The following is a 19250-nucleotide window of genomic DNA, read 5'->3' on the forward strand; positions in this document are numbered from 1 at the left end:
TTAGCAACATACTATGAAAGTTGCTGTTAAACGGAATCTTTCTAATTACAGCGATACATGTATCTATATCTCTGGAGTGAGGTGAATATTATGAAAACATTAGCATTATCAATTGTTGCCGCGTTAGGCTTAGCTGCCGCGCCAGCAATCGCACAACAAGGCGCTGCAGGCGCAGGCGCATCTGAAAGCGGTTTCGGTGCTCTTTCAACTGAAGCAATGGTGTTTGCGGGTGTCGCAGCAGCAGCAACTGTCGCTGTAGTTTCTGACAGCTCTTCAAGCTCAGCTATCGATGACGACAACGGCGACGAAAACCCAGAAGAGCCAGAAGGCCCTTCACATACAGTAACCGTTACGGGTACTGGCACAAACACTTCAACTATTACTGTACCAGTACAATAATAGTTGCGAGTTGAGTATTGCGAAGCGCTTCGCAATAGCTTCTTAATAATGATGTGATAAAATACCGCCGCTTGGCGGTATTTTTTTATCCATTTCTTACGTAATTCAAGAGACATTCTCATGTATCGTTATTGGTTTATTGCATTTGCTGCGTTACTGCTTACGGCTTGTACGGCAGTAACAGACGAAGTTAGGGCAACGGTTGAATACGCGTTTAAAGACGCAGAAGACGCCGAAATGTCTCCGCAAAAAATGAAAGAGTTTCCCTATACCTCGCTGTATGCTCAGTGGCAAGGCGACGCCAGAGCCCTGATAGTTCTTGGCTTTGTCAATAAGCCTAATGACTGGCACTTTATTACGTCAGAAAAAGAAACGCTGGTACTGCAAAACGGTCGGGTTGTTCGTACTCAGGGTTTAAAAGACAACCTCTTAGGTACCTCAAACTTAGAAAACGACCCGCTTAAGTGCCTTATTACACAGCCTGCAGACTGTAAAACCCAATGGCAACGTAACTACGATTATAAAATAAAGGGTAAAACCATAAGCCGCAGCGTTCGCTCTGAATTTACGGTACATAGCCAAAGCCCGATAGAAATGCCGTTTGGTCAGGTGTCTGCCACCTTAGTTGAAGAAAGCGGTACTTTCCTTTTAACTGGTGAGACCTTTATCAATAAATTTTGGCTTGAAGACGACGGGCACGTAGTGAAAAGTGAGCAGCATGTGTTTCCGGACAGCCCGCAATTGACATTGACTCAAGTGACCTGGATAGGTCGCGACTATACCGACGCCACCACCGAACAAACCCCGGAATGAGCCTGTTTATGAAAAATAATTTGTTACTCTCGGTTCTGTTGACCGCCGCAACTCTTACTGTATTGCCCGCAAAAGCAGAAACAAAAAAAATAGAATTCCAGGGGCCGGTGCGTTTGCAGAAGGCTTTATCGGCAATGGATGAGCAGGGGTTACTGCAAAATACGTATTGGCCAACCGCGCGACTGGTGAAAACCGATGAGCAAAGTGAGTTAGCCCGAAAAAAGCGGAAAACCCTGGCTGAACTGGAACAGTTAGCAAATTATTGGCGCAGTCGCAGAGAGATCGAAAAGGCTGAAGCGGCTGAGTTGGTAAGAAGCCAGGTTGCTACCTGGCAATTAGGTAAACAGTACTGGGGCGCACTCAGTTTTGAACAGGCAAGGCTTGAACTGGCAGGTAATCCGTTGTTACCCAAAGGGGACTACGAGCTGGTTGTATCTGAACGCTCGAACTTTGTGTATGCGTACGGGCTGGTAAGCGAGCCGGGTCAGTACCAGTTTCACTCGGGTAAAACACTGGCGAACTGGTTACACAGTATTGATGAAAAAGGTGGTTTACTAGCGGGCTATAATAAGTCACGGGTGACAAAAGTGTCGATGTCAGGTGAAGTCGAAGCCGACTGGGCGTATTTTCGTCAGGACGATGCGGAACTGTTACCGGGCGATATTCTCTGGTTAGGGTTTGAGCCTAACCAGTTGCCCGCAAAGTTTGAGCATTTAAATAATGATATTAAAGACTTGCTGAGCCATTTTGTTCAAGATGATTCGGTACGTACAGCCACTAATGCGCCCTTGCATAAAGTCAGTGCGGAGCCAACCTCAGACTGGCATTGGTCACGACAGGATCTTTCGCCCAGTTACAATGACTACGGCTCGGTGGGGTTGATGCAAAACCCCACTGCGCGTATGGCTAAAGAAGGCGAAGTGGCAATTTCTTATTCGGACATGGATGAGTATCGCCGTTATACGGTGAATATGCAGGTACTGCCATGGCTGGAAGCTACGGCGTTTTACACTCGTATGCCAAATCGAAAGTATAGTAATGTGCCTGACTTTAGTGGCGATACCATTTATACCGATAAAGGCTTTGATGCCAAGGTTCGCTTATGGCAGGAAAGCTACTGGCTGCCGGAAGTGAGCCTGGGTTTTCGTGATTTTGCCGGCACCGGTTTTTTTGATGCGGAATACTTTGTTGCCAATAAACGTTTTGGGCCACTGGATTTTAGTTTAGGCCTGGGCTTTGGTCGTATTGGTACGCACGATGATGTATCGAACCCGTTCTGTGAAGTGTCCGATGAATATTGTGACCGCAAAGGTGGGTACGGCGGCAGCGGCGGTACCGTCGATTATGACCGCTGGTTTACCGGCCCAGCCGCTATTTTTGCCGGGGTTGAATATCAGACCCCATGGGAGCCGCTAAGCTTAAAAGCCGAGTATGAAGGCAATGATTACAGTACCGACAGAGCCGGAGTGCCTATTGTTGCTGACAGCCGCTGGAGTTTTGGTGCCAACTATCAGGTGACCGACTGGTTTGACGTGCAGTTAAGCTATGAGCGTGGCAACACCTTCATGTTTAACTTTAGCTTAAGAACCAATTTTAATACCATGAATCAGGTTAAGGTTAAGCAGGATAAGACACCGCCACAACAGGCTTCTTCGCGCTCTATGAGTGAGGTTGACTGGCAGGGAATGAGCTCAAAAATGCGCAAGCAGGGTGCTTTCAGTGGGGCTCATTTCTACGAAAACAGTGATAAAGAAGTCACCTTATTTGCTCACCACAGACGCTACCGGAATAGTGATGAAGCCTATGACCGGGCTGCGCGAATTATGGCGGCAGAGCTGCCTGAGTCGGTAGAGACCTATAACCTGGTTGATATGACCTTGTTTGACCCTAATGTCAATTCAAAACTAGATGTTGTCGAGTTTAAACGCAGGATAAATAATGAAGACCCCGGAAAGTCGGTAGATGAGACGGCAGAGTTATTCAGCCGAATGGACTCTCCGGATATGCCTGCGAATGATGATGAAAGTTGGCGTTTGAATCCGGATTACAATTTTAAAAACAGTTACGGACTTAAACCTTTCTTCCAGCAGGATTTTGGCAGCCCCGAAAACTTCCACACGTATCAGTTAGGGGTTTATGCCTTTGGGCGTCGTTGGTTAACCGATAATTTAGAAATGTTCGGTGAAGTTGGTTTTAATTTGGCGAATAACTATGACGACTTTAACTTCTTAGGCGGTGGTAGAACTCAACTGCCGGAAGTAAGAACCAATGTGCGCCGCTACGTGAGTAATGATATCTGGCTAGAAAGAGCACAAATGACCTACTTTAAGCGTTTAGGTCAGGACTGGTTCTCTATGGCATACGCGGGCTACCTGGAGCGTATGTTCGGGGGCGTTGGTGGTGAAATACTGTATCGGCCGGTAGACAGTCGCTGGGCATTTGGTTTGCAGGCGAATAGAGTAAGACAACGTGACTTTAATGGCGGCAGTGGCTTTTTAAATTATGAAGTGACTACCGGTTTTGCCAGTGTTTATTATCAAATGCCCTGGCTGTCCGATACCATGCTACAGCTCGATTTTGGGCAGTTTTTGGCCGGAGATAAGGGTGTTAATGTGATGGCGCATAAGCGCTTTGACAGCGGCGTGGTTGTGGGGGCTTTTGCTGCATTCACGGACGTTTCTTCGGAAGAGTACGGTGAAGGGAGCTTTACCAAAGGCTTTTTCATTAATATTCCGTTTGATTTAATGAGCGTAAGACCAACCCGCGAAAGGGTCGGTATTTCATGGGCTCCGTTGATGCGAAATGGTGGGCAGCAGCTACATCGGCAGACCACCCTGTATGGTATAACCGACGAACGCGCGCCATTTTATCACCGTTAATATGACAGCAAGAGGACATTAAGCCGTTGAAACTCTTTAAGCTACTAATGCAGCTGCCGCGCAATTTGAAGCGCGGCATTGGCCTGACCGTCGATATTTTTTCGATTGCGATTGCCATGGTGTTTGCGTACTTACTGAGTTTTGACGCCATAATGCCGCTGCGTGCGTCGCAATGGCTATTATTGGCCGCGATTGTTCTGTGTGTGACTTTGCTGTTGTTTATCCGCATGGGGTTATACCGGGCGGTCGTTCGCTACGTGGGCTTTAAAGTACTGAGTCTGGTATTTGTGATCGTATTATTAAGCGGCGCTTTGCTGGTTCTGGGCGCCTTGTGGATGGGGATTTCGCTGCCGCTGACGGCGGTGGTGAATTATGTGTTGGTGGCCTTTATGCTGACCGGCGGCAGCCGCTTGATTGTGCGTGAAGGCTACCAGCGGGCAATGAACCGCAAAAAAGACCGGGTGATGATATATGGTGCCGGCTCTGCAGGTCGCCAGTTGGCACAAGCGTTGCTTAACGGTAACGAGTTTCATCCGGTGATGTTTATTGACGACGACACTGGCTTACAGAATACCTCGGTGCTGGGCCTGAAGGTAATAGCACCTAAAAAGATTGATCGCACAATTCGTGAGTTGGATATTCAGCGCATATTATTGGCATTACCCAGTACCTTGCGTTCCCGCCGTCGCCAAATTCTGGACAGTCTGGAGCAGTTACCGGTAAAAGTGCAAACGGTACCGGGTATGTCGGACATGGTTAACGGCGATATGTCGATTGACCAGTTGCAGGATGTGCGCGTAGAAGACTTGTTAGGGCGCGACCCGGTAACACCCGCTCCCGGGTTAATGGAAAGGCACATTACCGGGCAAACCGTTCTGGTGACTGGTGCGGGTGGCTCAATTGGCTCGGAACTTTGCCGGCAAATACTGCAACAACGGCCAAAAATTCTGGTGCTTTATGAGCTTTCAGAGTTTGCTTTGTATGCTATTGAGCGTGAATTAACGCAGCTTTGTGGTCAGCAGGGCCTGGGGGCAGAGGTAATTCCGGTTATTGGCACGGTGCAGCGCCGTAATCGTATTGAGACTGTGCTGAAAACGTTCAATGTAGATACCGTTTACCATGCCGCGGCTTACAAGCACGTACCCCTGGTTGAATACAACATGGTGGAAGGGGTTCGTAATAACGTATTTGGTACCTGGCATACGGCAGAAGCGGCGATTTCGGCCGGTGTTAAACAGTTTGTCTTAATTTCTACCGATAAAGCGGTGCGGCCCACTAATGTGATGGGTACCACCAAGCGTTTATCGGAACTGGTGTTGCAGGGGTTAGCTGAACGCGAGCCCGGCACCCGGTTTTCGATGGTACGTTTTGGTAATGTGCTGGGCTCATCGGGCTCTGTGGTCCCGCTGTTTAAAGACCAGATTGAGCACGGCGGACCGGTTACGGTGACGCACCCCGACATTACCCGCTTTTTTATGACCATACCCGAGGCTGCGCAGTTGGTCATTCAGGCGGGCACTATGGGGCATTCCGGTTCGGTATTTGTTTTGGATATGGGGGACTCGGTAAAAATTGTGGATTTAGCCCGCAAGATGATTCGTTTGTCCGGTCTTGAAGAAAAAAACGAGAAGAACCCTCATGGCGATATTGCTATTGAATTTACCGGCTTGCGCCCGGGTGAAAAGCTCTACGAAGAACTGCTGATTGGAGATAACGTAGAAGCCAGCGACCACCCTCGTATATTGCGCGCGAATGAGCAGGCACTAAGCTGGAATGAAATGGAAAAATTGCTGGGGCTGTTAGATGATGCCTGTCAGCGTTTTGCCATTGATGAATTGCGCCAATTATTGCTGGATGCGCCCGCGGGATACGCCCCGCTTGACGATCATATTTGCGATGTTATTTGGAACAAGCACCGTACGTGTAGCGATGATGAGTCGGATGTAACCTGACATTTATGTCAGGTGAGATATCGTTCCTGACGTAAACGTCAGGCTACGTAAAATGAAAACGGATAATGAAAACGGATAATCAGATGATAAAAAACGGACCTCACCTAGCTTTAGACACCAGTTACCAGAAGCTTTCAGTTAACGAGCTGTTGGAAACTGCCGGCCAGCGCTTACCTGAAAACTTTAATGACTACCGCGAACAGTTAGGCTGTGGAGAATACCGCAACGTTAGCGAAGACAGGTCGGTGACTCATATTTTGAGCCGCTCTGTTCATGCCGTAGCTAAACAAAGCAACCGTAAAACCCGCTTTGTCGACACCGTGCAGAAGCTGCGCTCCGGGCGCTGGTTAGGCAGCACCGGTAAACCCATCACCGACGTAGTGAATATTGGCGTGGGCGGTTCTGACTTAGGTCCGCAAATGGGTGCCTTTGCGCTAAAAGAGTTTGCCGATGATGCCGCTCTGCATGGCCTGCAAGTGCACTTTGTGTCTTCAATGGACGGCGGTCAGCTTTATGCGGTTTTGCCGATTGTTGACCCGGAAACTACGTTATTTATTGTTTCGTCTAAGTCGTTTGGTACGGTCGATACCTTTGCCAATGTCGATACCGTACGTCAGTGGATTGAACCCACTTTAACGCAAGAGCAGTGGCTGGATAAGCACGTGATTGGCGTTTCGGCTAATGCACAAGCCATGACTGACTATGGCATACCCCCGGCGCAGCAGTTTACCTTTGGTGACGGCGTAGGCGGTCGCTTTTCGTTGTGGTCAGCGTTAGGTCTGAGCATTGCTCTGACTACCGGTATTCGACCTTTTGAGCGCATGCTGGAAGGTGCCAATGCTATGGATGAGCATTTTTTAGAAGCGCCTCTGGAAGATAATTTACCGGTGTTACTGGCGCTTTATGGCGTTTATAACCGTGAGCAGCTGGGCATTAATAACCTGGCTATACTGCCTTACGATGGCCGCTTGCGTATGTTGCCCAACTACCTGCAACAGCTGGATATGGAAAGCAACGGTAAGCAGTCAACCGCCGATAACAAAGCCATAGATTACCCAACCGGCCCGATTATTTGGGGTGGTTTTGGGCCTAATGGTCAGCATGCATTTTTCCAGCATTTGCACCAGGGCTATGATGAATTTACCGCGGACTTTGTTGCCGTGCTTAAGCGTGAAGCCCCCGGGTTTGAACCGGCCGTGCAAAAGGGGTTAGCCGGGCAGCAACGGCTGGCTGTGGCCAATTGTTTAGCGCACCGGCGCTTAATGTGGCAAGGCAGTGACAATAAAGCCTCACCACGTGACCATTACCCGGGCGGACACCCGTCGAATTTATTGATAATGGATGAGCTGACACCAGAAAGTTTTGGTGCCTTAATAGCGGCCTACGAGCATAAAGTGTTTACTCAAGGGATTATTTGGGGCTTAAACAGCTTTGATCAGCCGGGTGTTGAAAAAGGTAAAAAGATTGCCATGGACGTACTGCGTGTGTTGGACGTTGAAAGCGATGAGTCTTTTGATGAAAGTACGGACACAGTGATTAAACGAATGGGAAACCAATGATTAGCGAAGAAAAGTTAACGCATTTAAAGGCGTTGGAATACGAATCGATTCATATTTTCCGCGAAGTAGCGGCGGAATTTGATAACCCGGTTATGCTGTATTCGGTGGGCAAAGACTCATCGGTACTGCTGCATTTAGCGCGTAAGGCGTTTGCGCCGGGGAAAATCCCGTTCCCGCTGATGCATGTGAACACCACCTGGAAGTTTCGCGAAATGATTGAGTTTCGTGACCGTATGGCAGAAAAACATGAATTTGAACTGCTGGAGCACATTAACCAGGAAGGCGTTGAAAAGGGCATTGGTCCGTTCAGCCACGGCAGTGCTTTGCATACCGACGTAATGAAAACCCAGGCGCTCAAGCAAGCACTGAACAAATACCAGTTTGATGCCGCTTTTGGTGGTGCCCGCCGCGACGAAGAAAAGTCACGCGCTAAAGAGCGTGTGTACTCCTTCCGTGATAAAAACCACCGCTGGGACCCGAAAAATCAGCGCCCGGAGCTGTGGAGTATCTTCAATGGAAAAGTGAACAAAGGCGAAAGCATTCGCGTGTTCCCTCTGTCTAACTGGACCGAACTGGATATCTGGCAATACATTTACTTGGAAAATATCGACATTCCTGAGCTGTACTTTGCCAAAGAACGGCCGGTGGTTGAGCGCGACGGCACCTTAATTATGGTGGACGATGACCGCATGCCACTGGAAGAAGGCGAAACACCGGCAATGAAAATGGTGCGCTTCCGTACCTTAGGTTGCTACCCGTTAACGGGCGCCATTGAGTCGGACGCGGCAACTTTGCCGGAAATTATTCAGGAAATGTTGCTGACCACCACCTCTGAACGTCAGGGCCGTGTGATTGATCGCGACAGTGCCGGGTCGATGGAAAAGAAAAAAATGGAGGGCTACTTCTAATGAGCCATGCGTCTCCTTTAATTGAACAAGATATTTTAGCTTACCTTAAGCAACACGAGAACAAAGAGCTGCTGCGTTTTATTACCTGCGGCAGTGTCGATGACGGTAAAAGTACCTTAATTGGTCGTTTGCTGCACGACAGCAAAATGATTTTTGAAGACCAGTTAGCGGCCATTACCGAAGACTCTAAAAAGTCCGGTACTCAGGGTAGTGAGGTTGATTTAGCGTTGTTAGTGGACGGGCTGCAGTCTGAGCGTGAACAGGGCATTACCATTGACGTCGCGTACCGTTATTTTTCTACCGATAAGCGCAAGTTTATTATTGCCGATACGCCAGGCCACGAGCAATACACCCGTAACATGGCCACCGGCGCTTCCACTTGCGATGTCGCGGTAATTCTGGTGGACGCCAGTAAAGGTGTGCAGACCCAGACTCGTCGTCACAGCTTTATTTGCTCACTGCTGGGCATAAAACATGTGATTGTTGCCATTAACAAAATGGATCTGGTGGACTACTCGCAGGACACGTACAAACAAATTCAGGCGGACTACCTGGAAATGGCCGGCTCGCTGGATATTCCGGACATTCTTTTTGTGCCTATTTCGGCGCTAAAAGGCGACAACGTGGTTAACACCAGCGAGAAGTTAAGCTGGTTCCGTGGTTCGACGCTAATGGAATATCTGGAAAGCATGTCCATTGAGTGTGAAGCTGACAGTGCAGAGTTCCGTTTTCCGGTGCAGTATGTAAACCGCCCCAGTTCCGACTTCCGCGGTTTTGCTGGTACCATTACCTCTGGTGAAATAGAAGTGGGTGACACCATTCGTGTGCTGCCTTCCGGTAAAATTTCCACCATTAAGTCCATTGTGACTTTTGAGGGCGAGCATCAAAAAATGCGGGCGCCTGCAGCGGTGACACTGACGCTGAATGACGAAATTGATATCAGCCGCGGCGACATGATTGTGAAGAAAGACTCACTGCCGAATGTTTCCAGTCGCTTCCGTGCGAAGCTGGTGTGGATGAACGAAGACGCGCTGCAGACGCACCGCGAGTATTACCTTAAATTCAACAGTAAGCTGACCACCGGTGAGTTTGAAGAGGTTCAGCATCGCATTGATGTGAATACCTTCGCCGAGCACAAAGCCGGTAAGCTGAAGCTGAATGAAATTGGTGAAGTGGATGTTCGTGTGACTGAAAAAGTCATGTTCGACGACTACCAGAACAACCCGAAAACCGGTGCCTTTATTGTCATTGACCGTATGACCAACATGACGGTTGCTGCTGGTATGATCGGGCAGGCGCTGTCGGACTCTGCTGAAGGTGATACCGCTAAGCGCGACCACAGCGAGTTTGAACTGGAGTTAAATGCCTTAATCCGTAAGCATTTCCCACATTGGGAAGCGAAGGATTTGTTGAAATAACCTTATGACATTGGCCGGCATCGGGCTTATCGCGTTAATGCTACTGATGGTGGGTCTGTTGATCCGCTATCAGCAGCGTTCCGCAATGATTTTTGCCGGTGCGATGCTGGTGTGCCTGGCGACAGGTTGGGTCGGTCAGGATGCGCTGCTGGATAACGCAGCGAACCCGGGCCTTGCCACTTTGGTAATGCTGGTGCTCATTTCCTACGCACTGGAAAAAACCAGTTTACTGCGCACCTTATCCCGTTATTTATTCAGCCCTTCGGTTGCGGGTACCACCTGGCGAGTGATGGGCTTTAGTGCGTTAGCGTCCTCGTTATTAAACAACACTGCCGTGGTTGCGGCTTTATTAAACTCGGTGCGGCGTAACCGGTTTGTAGCGGCGTCGAAACTGCTTATTCCTTTGTCTTATGCGGCCATTATGGGCGGCACTCTGACTTTAATTGGTACCTCTACTAACCTGATTGTTAACAGCTTATTGACCGAAACCGGCCACAGCGGCTTTACCTTTTTTGACTTTACGCTGGTGGGCGCGGGTGTATTAGGTGCCGGCCTGGTGGTGTTGTACGTGGTCAGCTGGTTTTTACCTAATATTAAAGAAGAAGCATCGGCGGGTGCGGATTACTTTGTTGAGGCAGAGCTGTCTGAGAATTCCCCCTTAGTGGGTAAAACCGTTGAAGACGCCGGGCTGCGTCATTTAGAAGATCTATTCTTAGCCGAGCTGCACCGGGACGACCAAACGCTGCGGCCGGTAGCGCGTTACGATGTTTTGCAGGCAGGCGATAAACTGATTTTTACCGGCGATGTCAGCAAGGTAAAGGTACTCACACAGTTTCCCGGCCTGGAGTTATTTGCTGAGCAAAAAGGTCTGGAAACGCACGAGTTGACCGAAGTGGTGATCAAGTCAGAGTCGGTACTCTGTGGGTTAACCCTACGGGATACCGGTTTTCGCGCACGCTTTGATGCGGCTGTGGTTGCTGTGCGTCGCGAAGGTGAGCGTATTAGTGGACGTTTAGGTTATGTGCACCTGCGAGCCGGTGATATTTTGTTACTGGCAACCGGCCCGGACTTTGCAGCACGCACCAACTTAAGCAAAAACTTTTACCTGTTAAGCGGGGTTAAACCCGAGAACATGCTGAGCGGCTGGCGCGAAAAGCTGACCTTATGGGGCTTTGTCGGCATGATAGCCGCAACCGTTATCAGCGGAGCGTCCTTGTTTATGGGGGTGCTGTTTTTGCTGGCGGTGTTATTAGCAACCGGCTGCTTGAGGCTGAATGAAATAAAGCGCCGTTTCCCGGTCGAAATTTGGCTGATAGTGACCAGCGCCTTGTGCTTAGCAACAGCCATGCAGTCCACCGGACTTTCCTCTGCCGTGAGTGACTTTGCCTCTACTACCTTAGCCGGGCAGGGTGTGTTCCTGACCTTTGCCGGGGTCTTTCTAATTACCTACTTGTTGACCGAGCTGGTCACCAATAATGCCGCCGCGGCGTTAATGTTCCCTGTAGCTTATTCGCTGTCTTTAGGTATGGGCGTTGACCCCTTCCCGATGATAATGGGCGTGGCTTTTGCCGCTTCGGCCAGCTTTATGACCCCTTATGGTTACCAAACCAACCTGATGGTGTTTAACGCTACGAATTACCGCTTAAAACATTTTATTCTTGCCGGCCTGCCAGTGGCCATTACCTACATTGCCATGAGTTTATGGCTTATCCCGCTGGTGTTTCCTTTTTGATTACATCTGAAACCAATGCCAGGTGGTATCGAGTGTAATGTTAATTATTCATTAATATTCCGTTACATTTTTCATTTACATTGTATTAACAGGTTAGTTATAGTGATATTCCTTTTCAGGGGAACAATAAAAAACGAGGTAAAAATGCCAATTAAACACTTTAAATTAACGGCATTATCAGCTGCTGTGGTTATGGGCTTAGCAGCCTGTGGCGGCAGTGATGATAATTACGAACCAACGGTTTCGGCGCAAATTGCCGCTGAAGGTAAGCAATGGATGCCGATTCAGGGCCAGGTGACTGCAACTGACCCGAATGGGGATGAATTAACGTATTCTGCTAGCGTTGTAACACCTGAAAGCGAAGACACCGCGCCGGGTTCTGTTGAAATCAGTAACGACGGTAGCTTTGTTTATACGCCTGTGCGCGCTGAACCAGCTACTATTAACATTAGCGTAAGTGACGGTGAGTTAACTTCTACGACTCAAGTGACTATTAATAACGTTAAGGGTGACCCTCTTGCTGATGAGCAGTGGCACCTGCGCAACACCGGACAAACCGGCTTTGCTATGGCGGATTCAGTATTTGAAGCATGGCGTGAACTGCGCGTTGCTCAAGGCTGGACTGAAGAGCAAGCGGAGTCGGTGTACTTTTTCGACGAAAGTATTTTGGTGCCGGGCGAAGATATGAACGTTGCCGGTGCCTATCAGCGTGGTATTACTGGTGAAGGTTCTATTTCTGTTGTGGTTGACCAGGGGTTAGCGATTGATCACGAAGATTTACAAATGAACGTTTTGCCAGGTCGCTCAGTTAACTTCATTGATGGTGCACGTGACCGCACTGACCCAACTGTACTGGGCGATGGCGGCGACCACGGTACGTCAGTATCTGGTTTGATTGCAGCTGAAGGCTGGAATGGTTTAGGTGGACGCGGTGTCTCACCTAACGCGAGCTTAATTGGTATGAACTACCTGGGTGGTCCGGGAACTCAGACCGATCGTAATATGATGATGGCGCATGGTATGGCAGGCTCTGGTATTGGTGTAACTGATAACGTGGTCAGCTTTAACCGCAGTTACGGTTCAACAGCACCAGTTATTTTTGCAACAGACGAAATTGATGAGACTATCGTTAGCTATCCGACTCAGGAATTGCGTAATGGTCTGGGTGCACTGAACATTAAGGCAGCTGGTAACTCATTTATTAGTGCGGGTAGTTATCCATCAGCCGGACAACTGTGCGATGCACAACAGGCTGGGTTAGTTGAGGGCGCAAGCCGCGTATTCAGTTGTTTTGATGGCAACTGGGATTCAAGTAACGCAAGCTTCTATACGCTTTCAATTGGTGCTGTAAACTCGGACGGTAACCACACCAGCTATTCTACTGGGGGTTCTAACCTGTTTGTAGCTGCACCGGCTGGTGAATTTGGTTATACTGAACCGGCAATGGTAACCACTGACCAGACAACTTGTACACGTGGTTACGCTGGCTGGGCGGCTTACGACAGCTTCATGGCTACTAACGGCGAATTCCTCGCTGCCATAGGTATTGGTGATTTTCACGAGCGTGTTTACCCGTTCAATAATCCTATGGGTGAGTATAATGACAGCAACTTAAGCTGTAACTATACCAACACCTTTAACGGTACGTCGTCAGCTGCTCCAAACACCTCGGGTGTGGTTAATTTGATTGCTGAAGCTAACCCAGAATTAAGCTGGCGCGAAATTCGTCACATTCTGGCGGCAACGGCGACTCAGGTTGATGCGGATAACGCACCAATTGAACTGACTGTTGGTGACGGCACTTTTGTTGCACACCAAGGTTGGGTTGAAAACGCTGCTGGTTTCAGCTTTAACAACTTATATGGCTTTGGTCGTCCTGACGCAGGCGCCGCTGTTGAACTTGCGATGTCTGGTTCGGTCGAATTACCAGAGTTAGTAGAAACTGAGTGGTTAGAAACTTTACTGGCAACACCGGTGGAAGTACCAGATAACAATGCTGACGGCGCTGCAATTGAAATTACCGTAGAAGAAGATGTAACCATCGAAGGTATGCAATTTGGTTTGTCAGTGCGCAACATGGCAATGGCTGAAACTTACCTGGAGAATATTCCCGGTACTACAGCAGGTTCGGATATCGCTATTGAAGTGACCTCTCCTGCCGGTACTAAGTCAGTTATTGCTACTTCACGTACGTCGCTAGGCGTTTTAGGCTTAGGTTCACTGGGTGGCGATTTGGATCACATTTATCACCCGAGCAGCCCATTATTAACTAACGCGTTCTTAGGTGAGTCGTCTGCCGGAACCTGGATAGTTCGTGTGGTTGATACGAATGGTCAAGACCGTGGTACGTTTCTGAATAATACGGAAAACAGCCTTGTTGACCAGGTTAATGTCCGTCTGTTTGGTCATTAATAACAAGGCAAAGGAGAAGAAGTTATGAAATTAACAATGATGTCTTTAGCTGCATTGGGTTTATTGATGACAGGCTCTGTTGTTGCTCAGGAGCAGGCTGTTGATGACCGCCTGACTACTGACAACCAAAAGAGTGCCAGTAAAGCAGAGCTTCCTGCAACGGTATCTGACACACGTGCGTTTGGCACTTACCGTATGATGGAAAAAAGCGCTAATGTAAAGGCACCTAAGTTAACGGGTGGTGTTGAAGTGTATAACGAAGTCACCCGTAACGTTGCCACTATCAGTGGTAACTTGACGGTATTAGCTGGCGAGCAAGGTTTAGCTGCCGTTGCACAAGAATTTGGGCTGGCCATTGTCAGCGAGGATTCGCGTGCTGGTTTGGGTTTATTAAAAGCACCAGAAGGCGCTGACCTGAACGACCTGGTTGAACAAATGCGCGGCAGCGATTTAGTTCGCGCGGCCCGTATTGAGGTGATTGAACCTCGCAACGAGCTGCACGTCATTAAGCGTTAGTTCTTGTTGTAGTGAATAAAACCGCATTTTGGCTCTGCCTGAATGCGGTTTTTTTGTTTTTGGGCTTTGCTTTTTTGACCTACACTCTAAAACCCTTATAATTGTAAAGGTTCGTAAGATTAACGCAGCGACATAAAAGCTGTTTTTAAAGGAGATTTTTTCACATCAAAACTGGGAGAACCCATGTTTAATTATAATAAGTTGAGCTCTGCTATCTTTATAGCATTAGCTGCTTCTTCGTCAGCAGTTGCACAAGAACAAAATGCGCAACAAGAAGAGGCAGAAAATTCTAAGCAAATTGAAACCATCAACGTTACCGCAACCAAGCGCACGACGAATATCCAACAAACCCCTACTGCCGTACAAGCGTTAAGTGGCCGCGATTTAAAAGAACAGAATATCGGCAACTTTGACGACTACGCGCAATATGTACCGAATGTTACCTCCAGTGGCCGTGGGCCCGGTCAGAACGACGTATTTATTCGTGGTATGTCCATTCAGCCTATCAGTGTGATGCTGTCCGGTGCACAAGGCACAATGCCAAACGTGGCGCTTTATGTTGACGAACAGCCGGTTACGGCACCCGGACGAAACCTCGATGTTTACGCCACCGACTTACAGCGTATTGAGGTGTTACCCGGACCGCAGGGCACACTGTTTGGCTCCAGCTCTCAGGCAGGTACCATTCGCTACATTACTCAGAAGCCAATTTTAGGGGCGTTCGAAGCAGGCTTTACCACCGGTTTTGAAACCATGGCTGAAGGGGAGATGAGTAGCTCCGCCGAGGGTTACATTAATATTCCGGTAACCAGTGACTTAGCGGTGCGTGGCGCATTTTACAATGTTAACCGCGGTGGTTATATTGACAATGTGGCCGGCGAGTTCTCGATAGACCCGAACAATCCTAACTACCGTCCAATGGATCCGTCCATGGAAGCTCTGGTTGATGACGGTACTGAGTTTACCAGTGGGTTTAACACCGACCTGGCTGAAGAAGATTTTAACGACAGTTACTACAAAGGTTTTCGTCTTAGCGCTAAGTACATGATCAATAACCAGTGGGAGTTGTTATTGCAGCACCAGGCGCAGGACTTAGGTGCCGACGGTGTTTTTGACTACGATCCAGAAGTGGGCGATTTAAAGGTTGAGCGCCACTTTCCGGACGAGCTGGAAGACAGCTTTGACCTGACCACCTGGACGTTAGAAGGGCGCTTAGGCGCACTGGAAGTGCTGTATACCGGTGGCTATTTAGACCGCGAAATTGAGCAGTCTGTGGATTATACGGGTTACAATACGTCGGGTACCTTCATCGTTTATTACACCTGTAATTACGGCGATGATGGCATGGCGGAAAACTGTGTTGACCCAACTAAAGGGTTTAAAGGTTTTCAGGAGCACACGCGTATTACCCAGGAAGCTCGTATTAACTACGACTTTTCTGACAACGCGCGTATTACCGCGGGTGTGTTCTACGATGACTTTGAAATTGACACCCAGGATGACTACGTTTACTTCTCAAATCCTGAAGAGTTAGGTTTTGTGCCGAATGCACCCATTGACGGTGTTTACGCTAATAACCCCAATACTCGTCCGGCGGGTGTTGGCTTCTTTAACGACATTACCCGTACTGAAGAACAAATTGCGGCCTTCGGTGAGTTCACTTACGACTTTACCGAGCAATGGTCAGCGACCCTTGGTTTGCGTTGGTACGACATGGAATCTGACTTTTACGGTCAGTCCAGCTTTGCCTCAAAAGGCACCGACGGCGATGCCGGGCGTGACTACAACTCAACCGCTGGCCATACCGACCAGCCGCTTGAACAAGACGACGTGATTCCGAAGTTCAGAGTAAGCTATCAGTACACGCCGGAGACCTTGTTCTTTGCAACTTACTCAGAAGGCTTCCGTCCGGGCGGATTTAACCGCGCTGGTGGTGCAACCAACGATGCCGGCGAATCGGTTAACACCGTTTATGAGTCAGATGACGTGGTCAACTACGAGTTTGGCTGGAAGTCATTGATGCTGGACAACTCATTGCGTTGGAATGGTAATGCGTACTTTGTTGAGTGGAACGATATGCAAATTACGCGTCTGGATACCGACATCTCAATTCTGACCTTTGTTGATAACGCAGCCAGTTCAGAAATTCGTGGTCTGGAAACCGACTTTACCTGGCGCATGACCGACAACTTTACCTTTAGCGGTGCGTTGTCGTATAACGATACTGAGTTGGTTAGTACCGGTCAGGGCATTGTCCGTACCTTACCTATTGGCTCTGAACTGCCGTTGACACCTAAGGTGCAGGGTAATCTTCGTGGTCGCTACACCTGGACCCTGGAGAATAGCTGGGACGCTTTTGCTCAGGTCGGCTGGATTTACGCCGGAGACACCTATCCGTCGCTGGTTGCAGCAGAAGTTGAGCAAGCAGGCGGTAAGCAGGACTCGTACAATATCGGTAACGCATCGATTGGTGTGATGAAAGATCAGTGGAGCGCTAAGCTTTACATTCAAAACATCACGGATGAACGTGCTGAGTTGTATACCAACACCCAGGACGATATCTTGAGAACGACAACGAATCGTCCGCGGTCAATTGGCTTGTCAGTATCTTATTCATTTTATTGATAAGATAATTTGATGACAGGGGGCCTGCTTAGGCCCCTTTTTTCATTGTGAGGAACTAACCGTTGTATGGATCATATAAAAAAACTCTTGGCACGAAGTCAATTTGAGCAGGCACTGAAGCTGTTGCAGCAAGAGCGTGATGAGCTGTCAGGCGACGCTTATAAAGAGTCGCTGTATTATGAGGCGGTGGCTTACCGTTACTCAGGCAAACTGGAGCAAGCGGCAACCACCTCGCAGGCGTTACTGGCGGAATGGCCCGAGTACGGGCGCGCGTTCCAGGAGCTGGCTCACACCGAAAAGGCTCAGGGGAAAAACGCGGAAGCCTTAACACACTATTACCAGGCCATTCGGTTAAACCCGGCGTTACACGCCAGCTGGACTGCTGCCGCAACGCTGGAAGCTAAACATGGTAATGCCGGGCAGGCGAAGCGCAACCAACAACAAGCTGACTTTTTACTGCGTCAGCCTAAAGAGGTTCTGGCCGCATTGAACCTGTACCATGAAGGTAAATACTACAAAGCTGAAAAACTTTGCCGCGCTTTCTTACAGCGTAACCCGCACCATGTTGAGGCCATGCGCACGCTAGCGAATATCGGTGCTCAGCTGGACGTATTAAACGACGCTGAGTTTTTGCTGGAAAGTGTGCTGGTATTAAAGCCCGATTACGACTTAGCCCGGTTTGATTACATTAAAGTACTGCAGCGCAGACAAAAACACAGTGATGCTTATAATCACGCTAAAACCTTGTTTGAAAAAGAACCGAACAATCCGTTGTACAAAGCCCTGTTTGCGAATTTATCAGCGGCTTTAGACTACGACGAGCAGGCACTGGCTTTATATGACGAACTGCTGACGGAACGAGTGACTGAGGATATTGCCGGAATTTACGTGGCTAAAGGCCACTTATTAAAAGCCATTGGCCGGCAGCAGGACGCCGTACAAAGTTATCAGAAGGCGTATTCAGAGCGTACTGATTTTGGTGATGCCTACTGGAGTCTGGCGAATTTAAAAACGTATCAGTTCAATAACAATGAAATAGCTGCAATGCAGCGCGCCGAGCAAGACTCTGGTACCTACTTGAATGACCGTATTCACTTGTGTTTTGCGTTGGGGAAAGCGTTTGAGCAACAGGGTGATTACGAGAAAAGCTTTCGTTTTTATGAGCGTGGTAATGACTTAAAGCGCGAAACCAGCCACTTTAAATCGGAAGTGCTGGCTCAGCGCATTGAAGCCCAGCGCGATTACTTTACTGAGCAGAAGATAGAACAAATTCCCCGTATTTCGCCCAACACTGACGCTACGCCAATATTCATTGTTGGCTTGCCGCGTGCCGGCTCTACTTTGGTGGAGCAAATACTGGCGGCGCATTCGAAAATTGAAGGTACGTTGGAGTTGCCGAATATTCCGGCCATAGCGCACGGCCTTAACGGACGCCAGGTGCAGTCAGAAAAGCCGAAATACCCGTACGTACTGGATGAGTTAACAGCGGAAAAGCTGGAGCAGTTAGGACAGCGCTACCTGAGCGAAACCGAAGTTTACAGAACCGGCGCTCCGTTTTTTACCGATAAAATGCCGAATAATTTCCGCCATATTGGACTGATTAAAACCTTGCTGCCTAATGCGAAGATCATTGATGCCCGCCGTAACCCCATGGACTGTTGTTTTAGTGCCTACAAACAGCTATTTGCCGAGGGTCAGGAGTTCAGTTATGGCATGGAGATGCTGGCGGATTACTACCGTGACTACGTAGAGCTGATGGCGCATTGGAATAGCGTGTATCCCGGAGCCATTCACACCGTGGTGCATGAGCAGTTGGTGGAGAACCCGGAAGCCGAAATTAAAGCGCTGTTTGAATACCTGGAACTGCCGTTGGAGCCTCAGTGTCTGCAGTCGCACAAAGCCGAACGCCGGGTGAAAACCGCCAGTTCTGAGCAGGTAAGACAACCCATTAATGCCAAAGGTATTGGCCAGTGGCGCAAGTTTGAAGCGCAGTTAAAACCGTTGCAGGATGCGTTGGGTGGGGTGGTAACCTGAGGC

General features: G+C 48.9%; 12 protein-coding genes. All 12 read left to right on the forward strand.

What is annotated here, in order from left to right; translation table 11 throughout:
* The first annotated feature begins 90 nt into the window (after positions 1 to 90).
* Positions 91 to 399 carry a hypothetical protein gene (locus tag L8G48_RS05975; protein WP_248263690.1) on the forward strand — a complete coding sequence of 103 codons (309 nt, stop codon included), beginning with the start codon at positions 91 to 93 and terminating at the stop codon, positions 397 to 399.
* A 120-nt stretch (positions 400 to 519) separates the two neighbouring features.
* Entirely contained in the window at positions 520 to 1212 is a 693-nt protein-coding gene (locus L8G48_RS05980) for a YjbF family lipoprotein (protein ID WP_248263691.1), read from the forward strand.
* An 8-nt stretch (positions 1213 to 1220) separates the two neighbouring features.
* Complete coding sequence (locus L8G48_RS05985) at positions 1221 to 4091, forward strand: YjbH domain-containing protein (protein ID WP_248263692.1); 2871 nt, start codon at positions 1221 to 1223, stop codon at positions 4089 to 4091.
* Positions 4092 to 4138: 47 nt separating this feature from the next.
* On the forward strand, positions 4139 to 6043 hold the full coding sequence (locus tag L8G48_RS05990; protein WP_443986710.1) for a polysaccharide biosynthesis protein: 1905 nt from the start codon (positions 4139 to 4141) through the stop codon (positions 6041 to 6043).
* Between the two features lie 83 nt (positions 6044 to 6126).
* Positions 6127 to 7602 (forward strand): glucose-6-phosphate isomerase, encoded by a 1476-nt coding sequence (pgi, locus tag L8G48_RS05995; RefSeq protein WP_248263804.1) that lies wholly within the window; start codon positions 6127 to 6129, stop codon positions 7600 to 7602.
* Positions 7599 to 8510, forward strand: coding sequence for a sulfate adenylyltransferase subunit CysD (gene cysD, locus L8G48_RS06000; protein WP_248263694.1), 912 nt, complete (start codon positions 7599 to 7601; stop codon positions 8508 to 8510). Before pgi ends, cysD begins: the two co-directional genes overlap by 4 nt.
* Positions 8510 to 9928, forward strand: coding sequence for a sulfate adenylyltransferase subunit CysN (cysN, locus tag L8G48_RS06005; RefSeq protein ID WP_248263695.1), 1419 nt, complete (start codon positions 8510 to 8512; stop codon positions 9926 to 9928). Before cysD ends, cysN begins: the two co-directional genes overlap by 1 nt.
* 4 nt (positions 9929 to 9932) lie before the next feature.
* Positions 9933 to 11660, forward strand: coding sequence for an SLC13 family permease (locus L8G48_RS06010; RefSeq protein ID WP_248263696.1), 1728 nt, complete (start codon positions 9933 to 9935; stop codon positions 11658 to 11660).
* Between the two features lie 144 nt (positions 11661 to 11804).
* Positions 11805 to 14072 carry a S8 family serine peptidase gene (locus tag L8G48_RS06015; protein ID WP_248263697.1) on the forward strand — a complete coding sequence of 756 codons (2268 nt, stop codon included), beginning with the start codon at positions 11805 to 11807 and terminating at the stop codon, positions 14070 to 14072.
* Positions 14073 to 14096: 24 nt separating this feature from the next.
* Positions 14097 to 14588, forward strand: a complete 492-nt coding sequence (locus L8G48_RS06020) for a serine protease external chaperone (RefSeq protein ID WP_248263698.1) — start codon at positions 14097 to 14099, stop codon at positions 14586 to 14588.
* Positions 14589 to 14771: 183 nt separating this feature from the next.
* Positions 14772 to 17213 carry a TonB-dependent receptor gene (locus L8G48_RS06025; protein ID WP_248263699.1) on the forward strand — a complete coding sequence of 814 codons (2442 nt, stop codon included), beginning with the start codon at positions 14772 to 14774 and terminating at the stop codon, positions 17211 to 17213.
* Between the two features lie 66 nt (positions 17214 to 17279).
* Positions 17280 to 19247 carry a tetratricopeptide repeat-containing sulfotransferase family protein gene (locus tag L8G48_RS06030; protein WP_248263700.1) on the forward strand — a complete coding sequence of 656 codons (1968 nt, stop codon included), beginning with the start codon at positions 17280 to 17282 and terminating at the stop codon, positions 19245 to 19247.
* Positions 19248 to 19250 lie beyond the last annotated feature (3 nt).

The organism is Idiomarina aminovorans (assembly GCF_023155095.1).
In the GTDB taxonomy this organism is placed as follows: domain Bacteria; phylum Pseudomonadota; class Gammaproteobacteria; order Enterobacterales; family Alteromonadaceae; genus Idiomarina; species Idiomarina aminovorans.

Coding starts and splice junctions, on each gene's coding strand:
- L8G48_RS05975 (WP_248263690.1), top strand. CDS start 91: ATGAAAACATTAGCATTATCAATTGTTGCCGCGTTAGGCTTAGCTGCC.
- L8G48_RS05980 (WP_248263691.1), top strand. CDS start 520: ATGTATCGTTATTGGTTTATTGCATTTGCTGCGTTACTGCTTACGGCT.
- L8G48_RS05985 (WP_248263692.1), top strand. CDS start 1,221: ATGAAAAATAATTTGTTACTCTCGGTTCTGTTGACCGCCGCAACTCTT.
- L8G48_RS05990 (WP_443986710.1), top strand. CDS start 4,139: ATGCAGCTGCCGCGCAATTTGAAGCGCGGCATTGGCCTGACCGTCGAT.
- pgi (WP_248263804.1), top strand. CDS start 6,127: ATGATAAAAAACGGACCTCACCTAGCTTTAGACACCAGTTACCAGAAG.
- cysD (WP_248263694.1), top strand. CDS start 7,599: ATGATTAGCGAAGAAAAGTTAACGCATTTAAAGGCGTTGGAATACGAA.
- cysN (WP_248263695.1), top strand. CDS start 8,510: ATGAGCCATGCGTCTCCTTTAATTGAACAAGATATTTTAGCTTACCTT.
- L8G48_RS06010 (WP_248263696.1), top strand. CDS start 9,933: ATGACATTGGCCGGCATCGGGCTTATCGCGTTAATGCTACTGATGGTG.
- L8G48_RS06015 (WP_248263697.1), top strand. CDS start 11,805: ATGCCAATTAAACACTTTAAATTAACGGCATTATCAGCTGCTGTGGTT.
- L8G48_RS06020 (WP_248263698.1), top strand. CDS start 14,097: ATGAAATTAACAATGATGTCTTTAGCTGCATTGGGTTTATTGATGACA.
- L8G48_RS06025 (WP_248263699.1), top strand. CDS start 14,772: ATGTTTAATTATAATAAGTTGAGCTCTGCTATCTTTATAGCATTAGCT.
- L8G48_RS06030 (WP_248263700.1), top strand. CDS start 17,280: ATGGATCATATAAAAAAACTCTTGGCACGAAGTCAATTTGAGCAGGCA.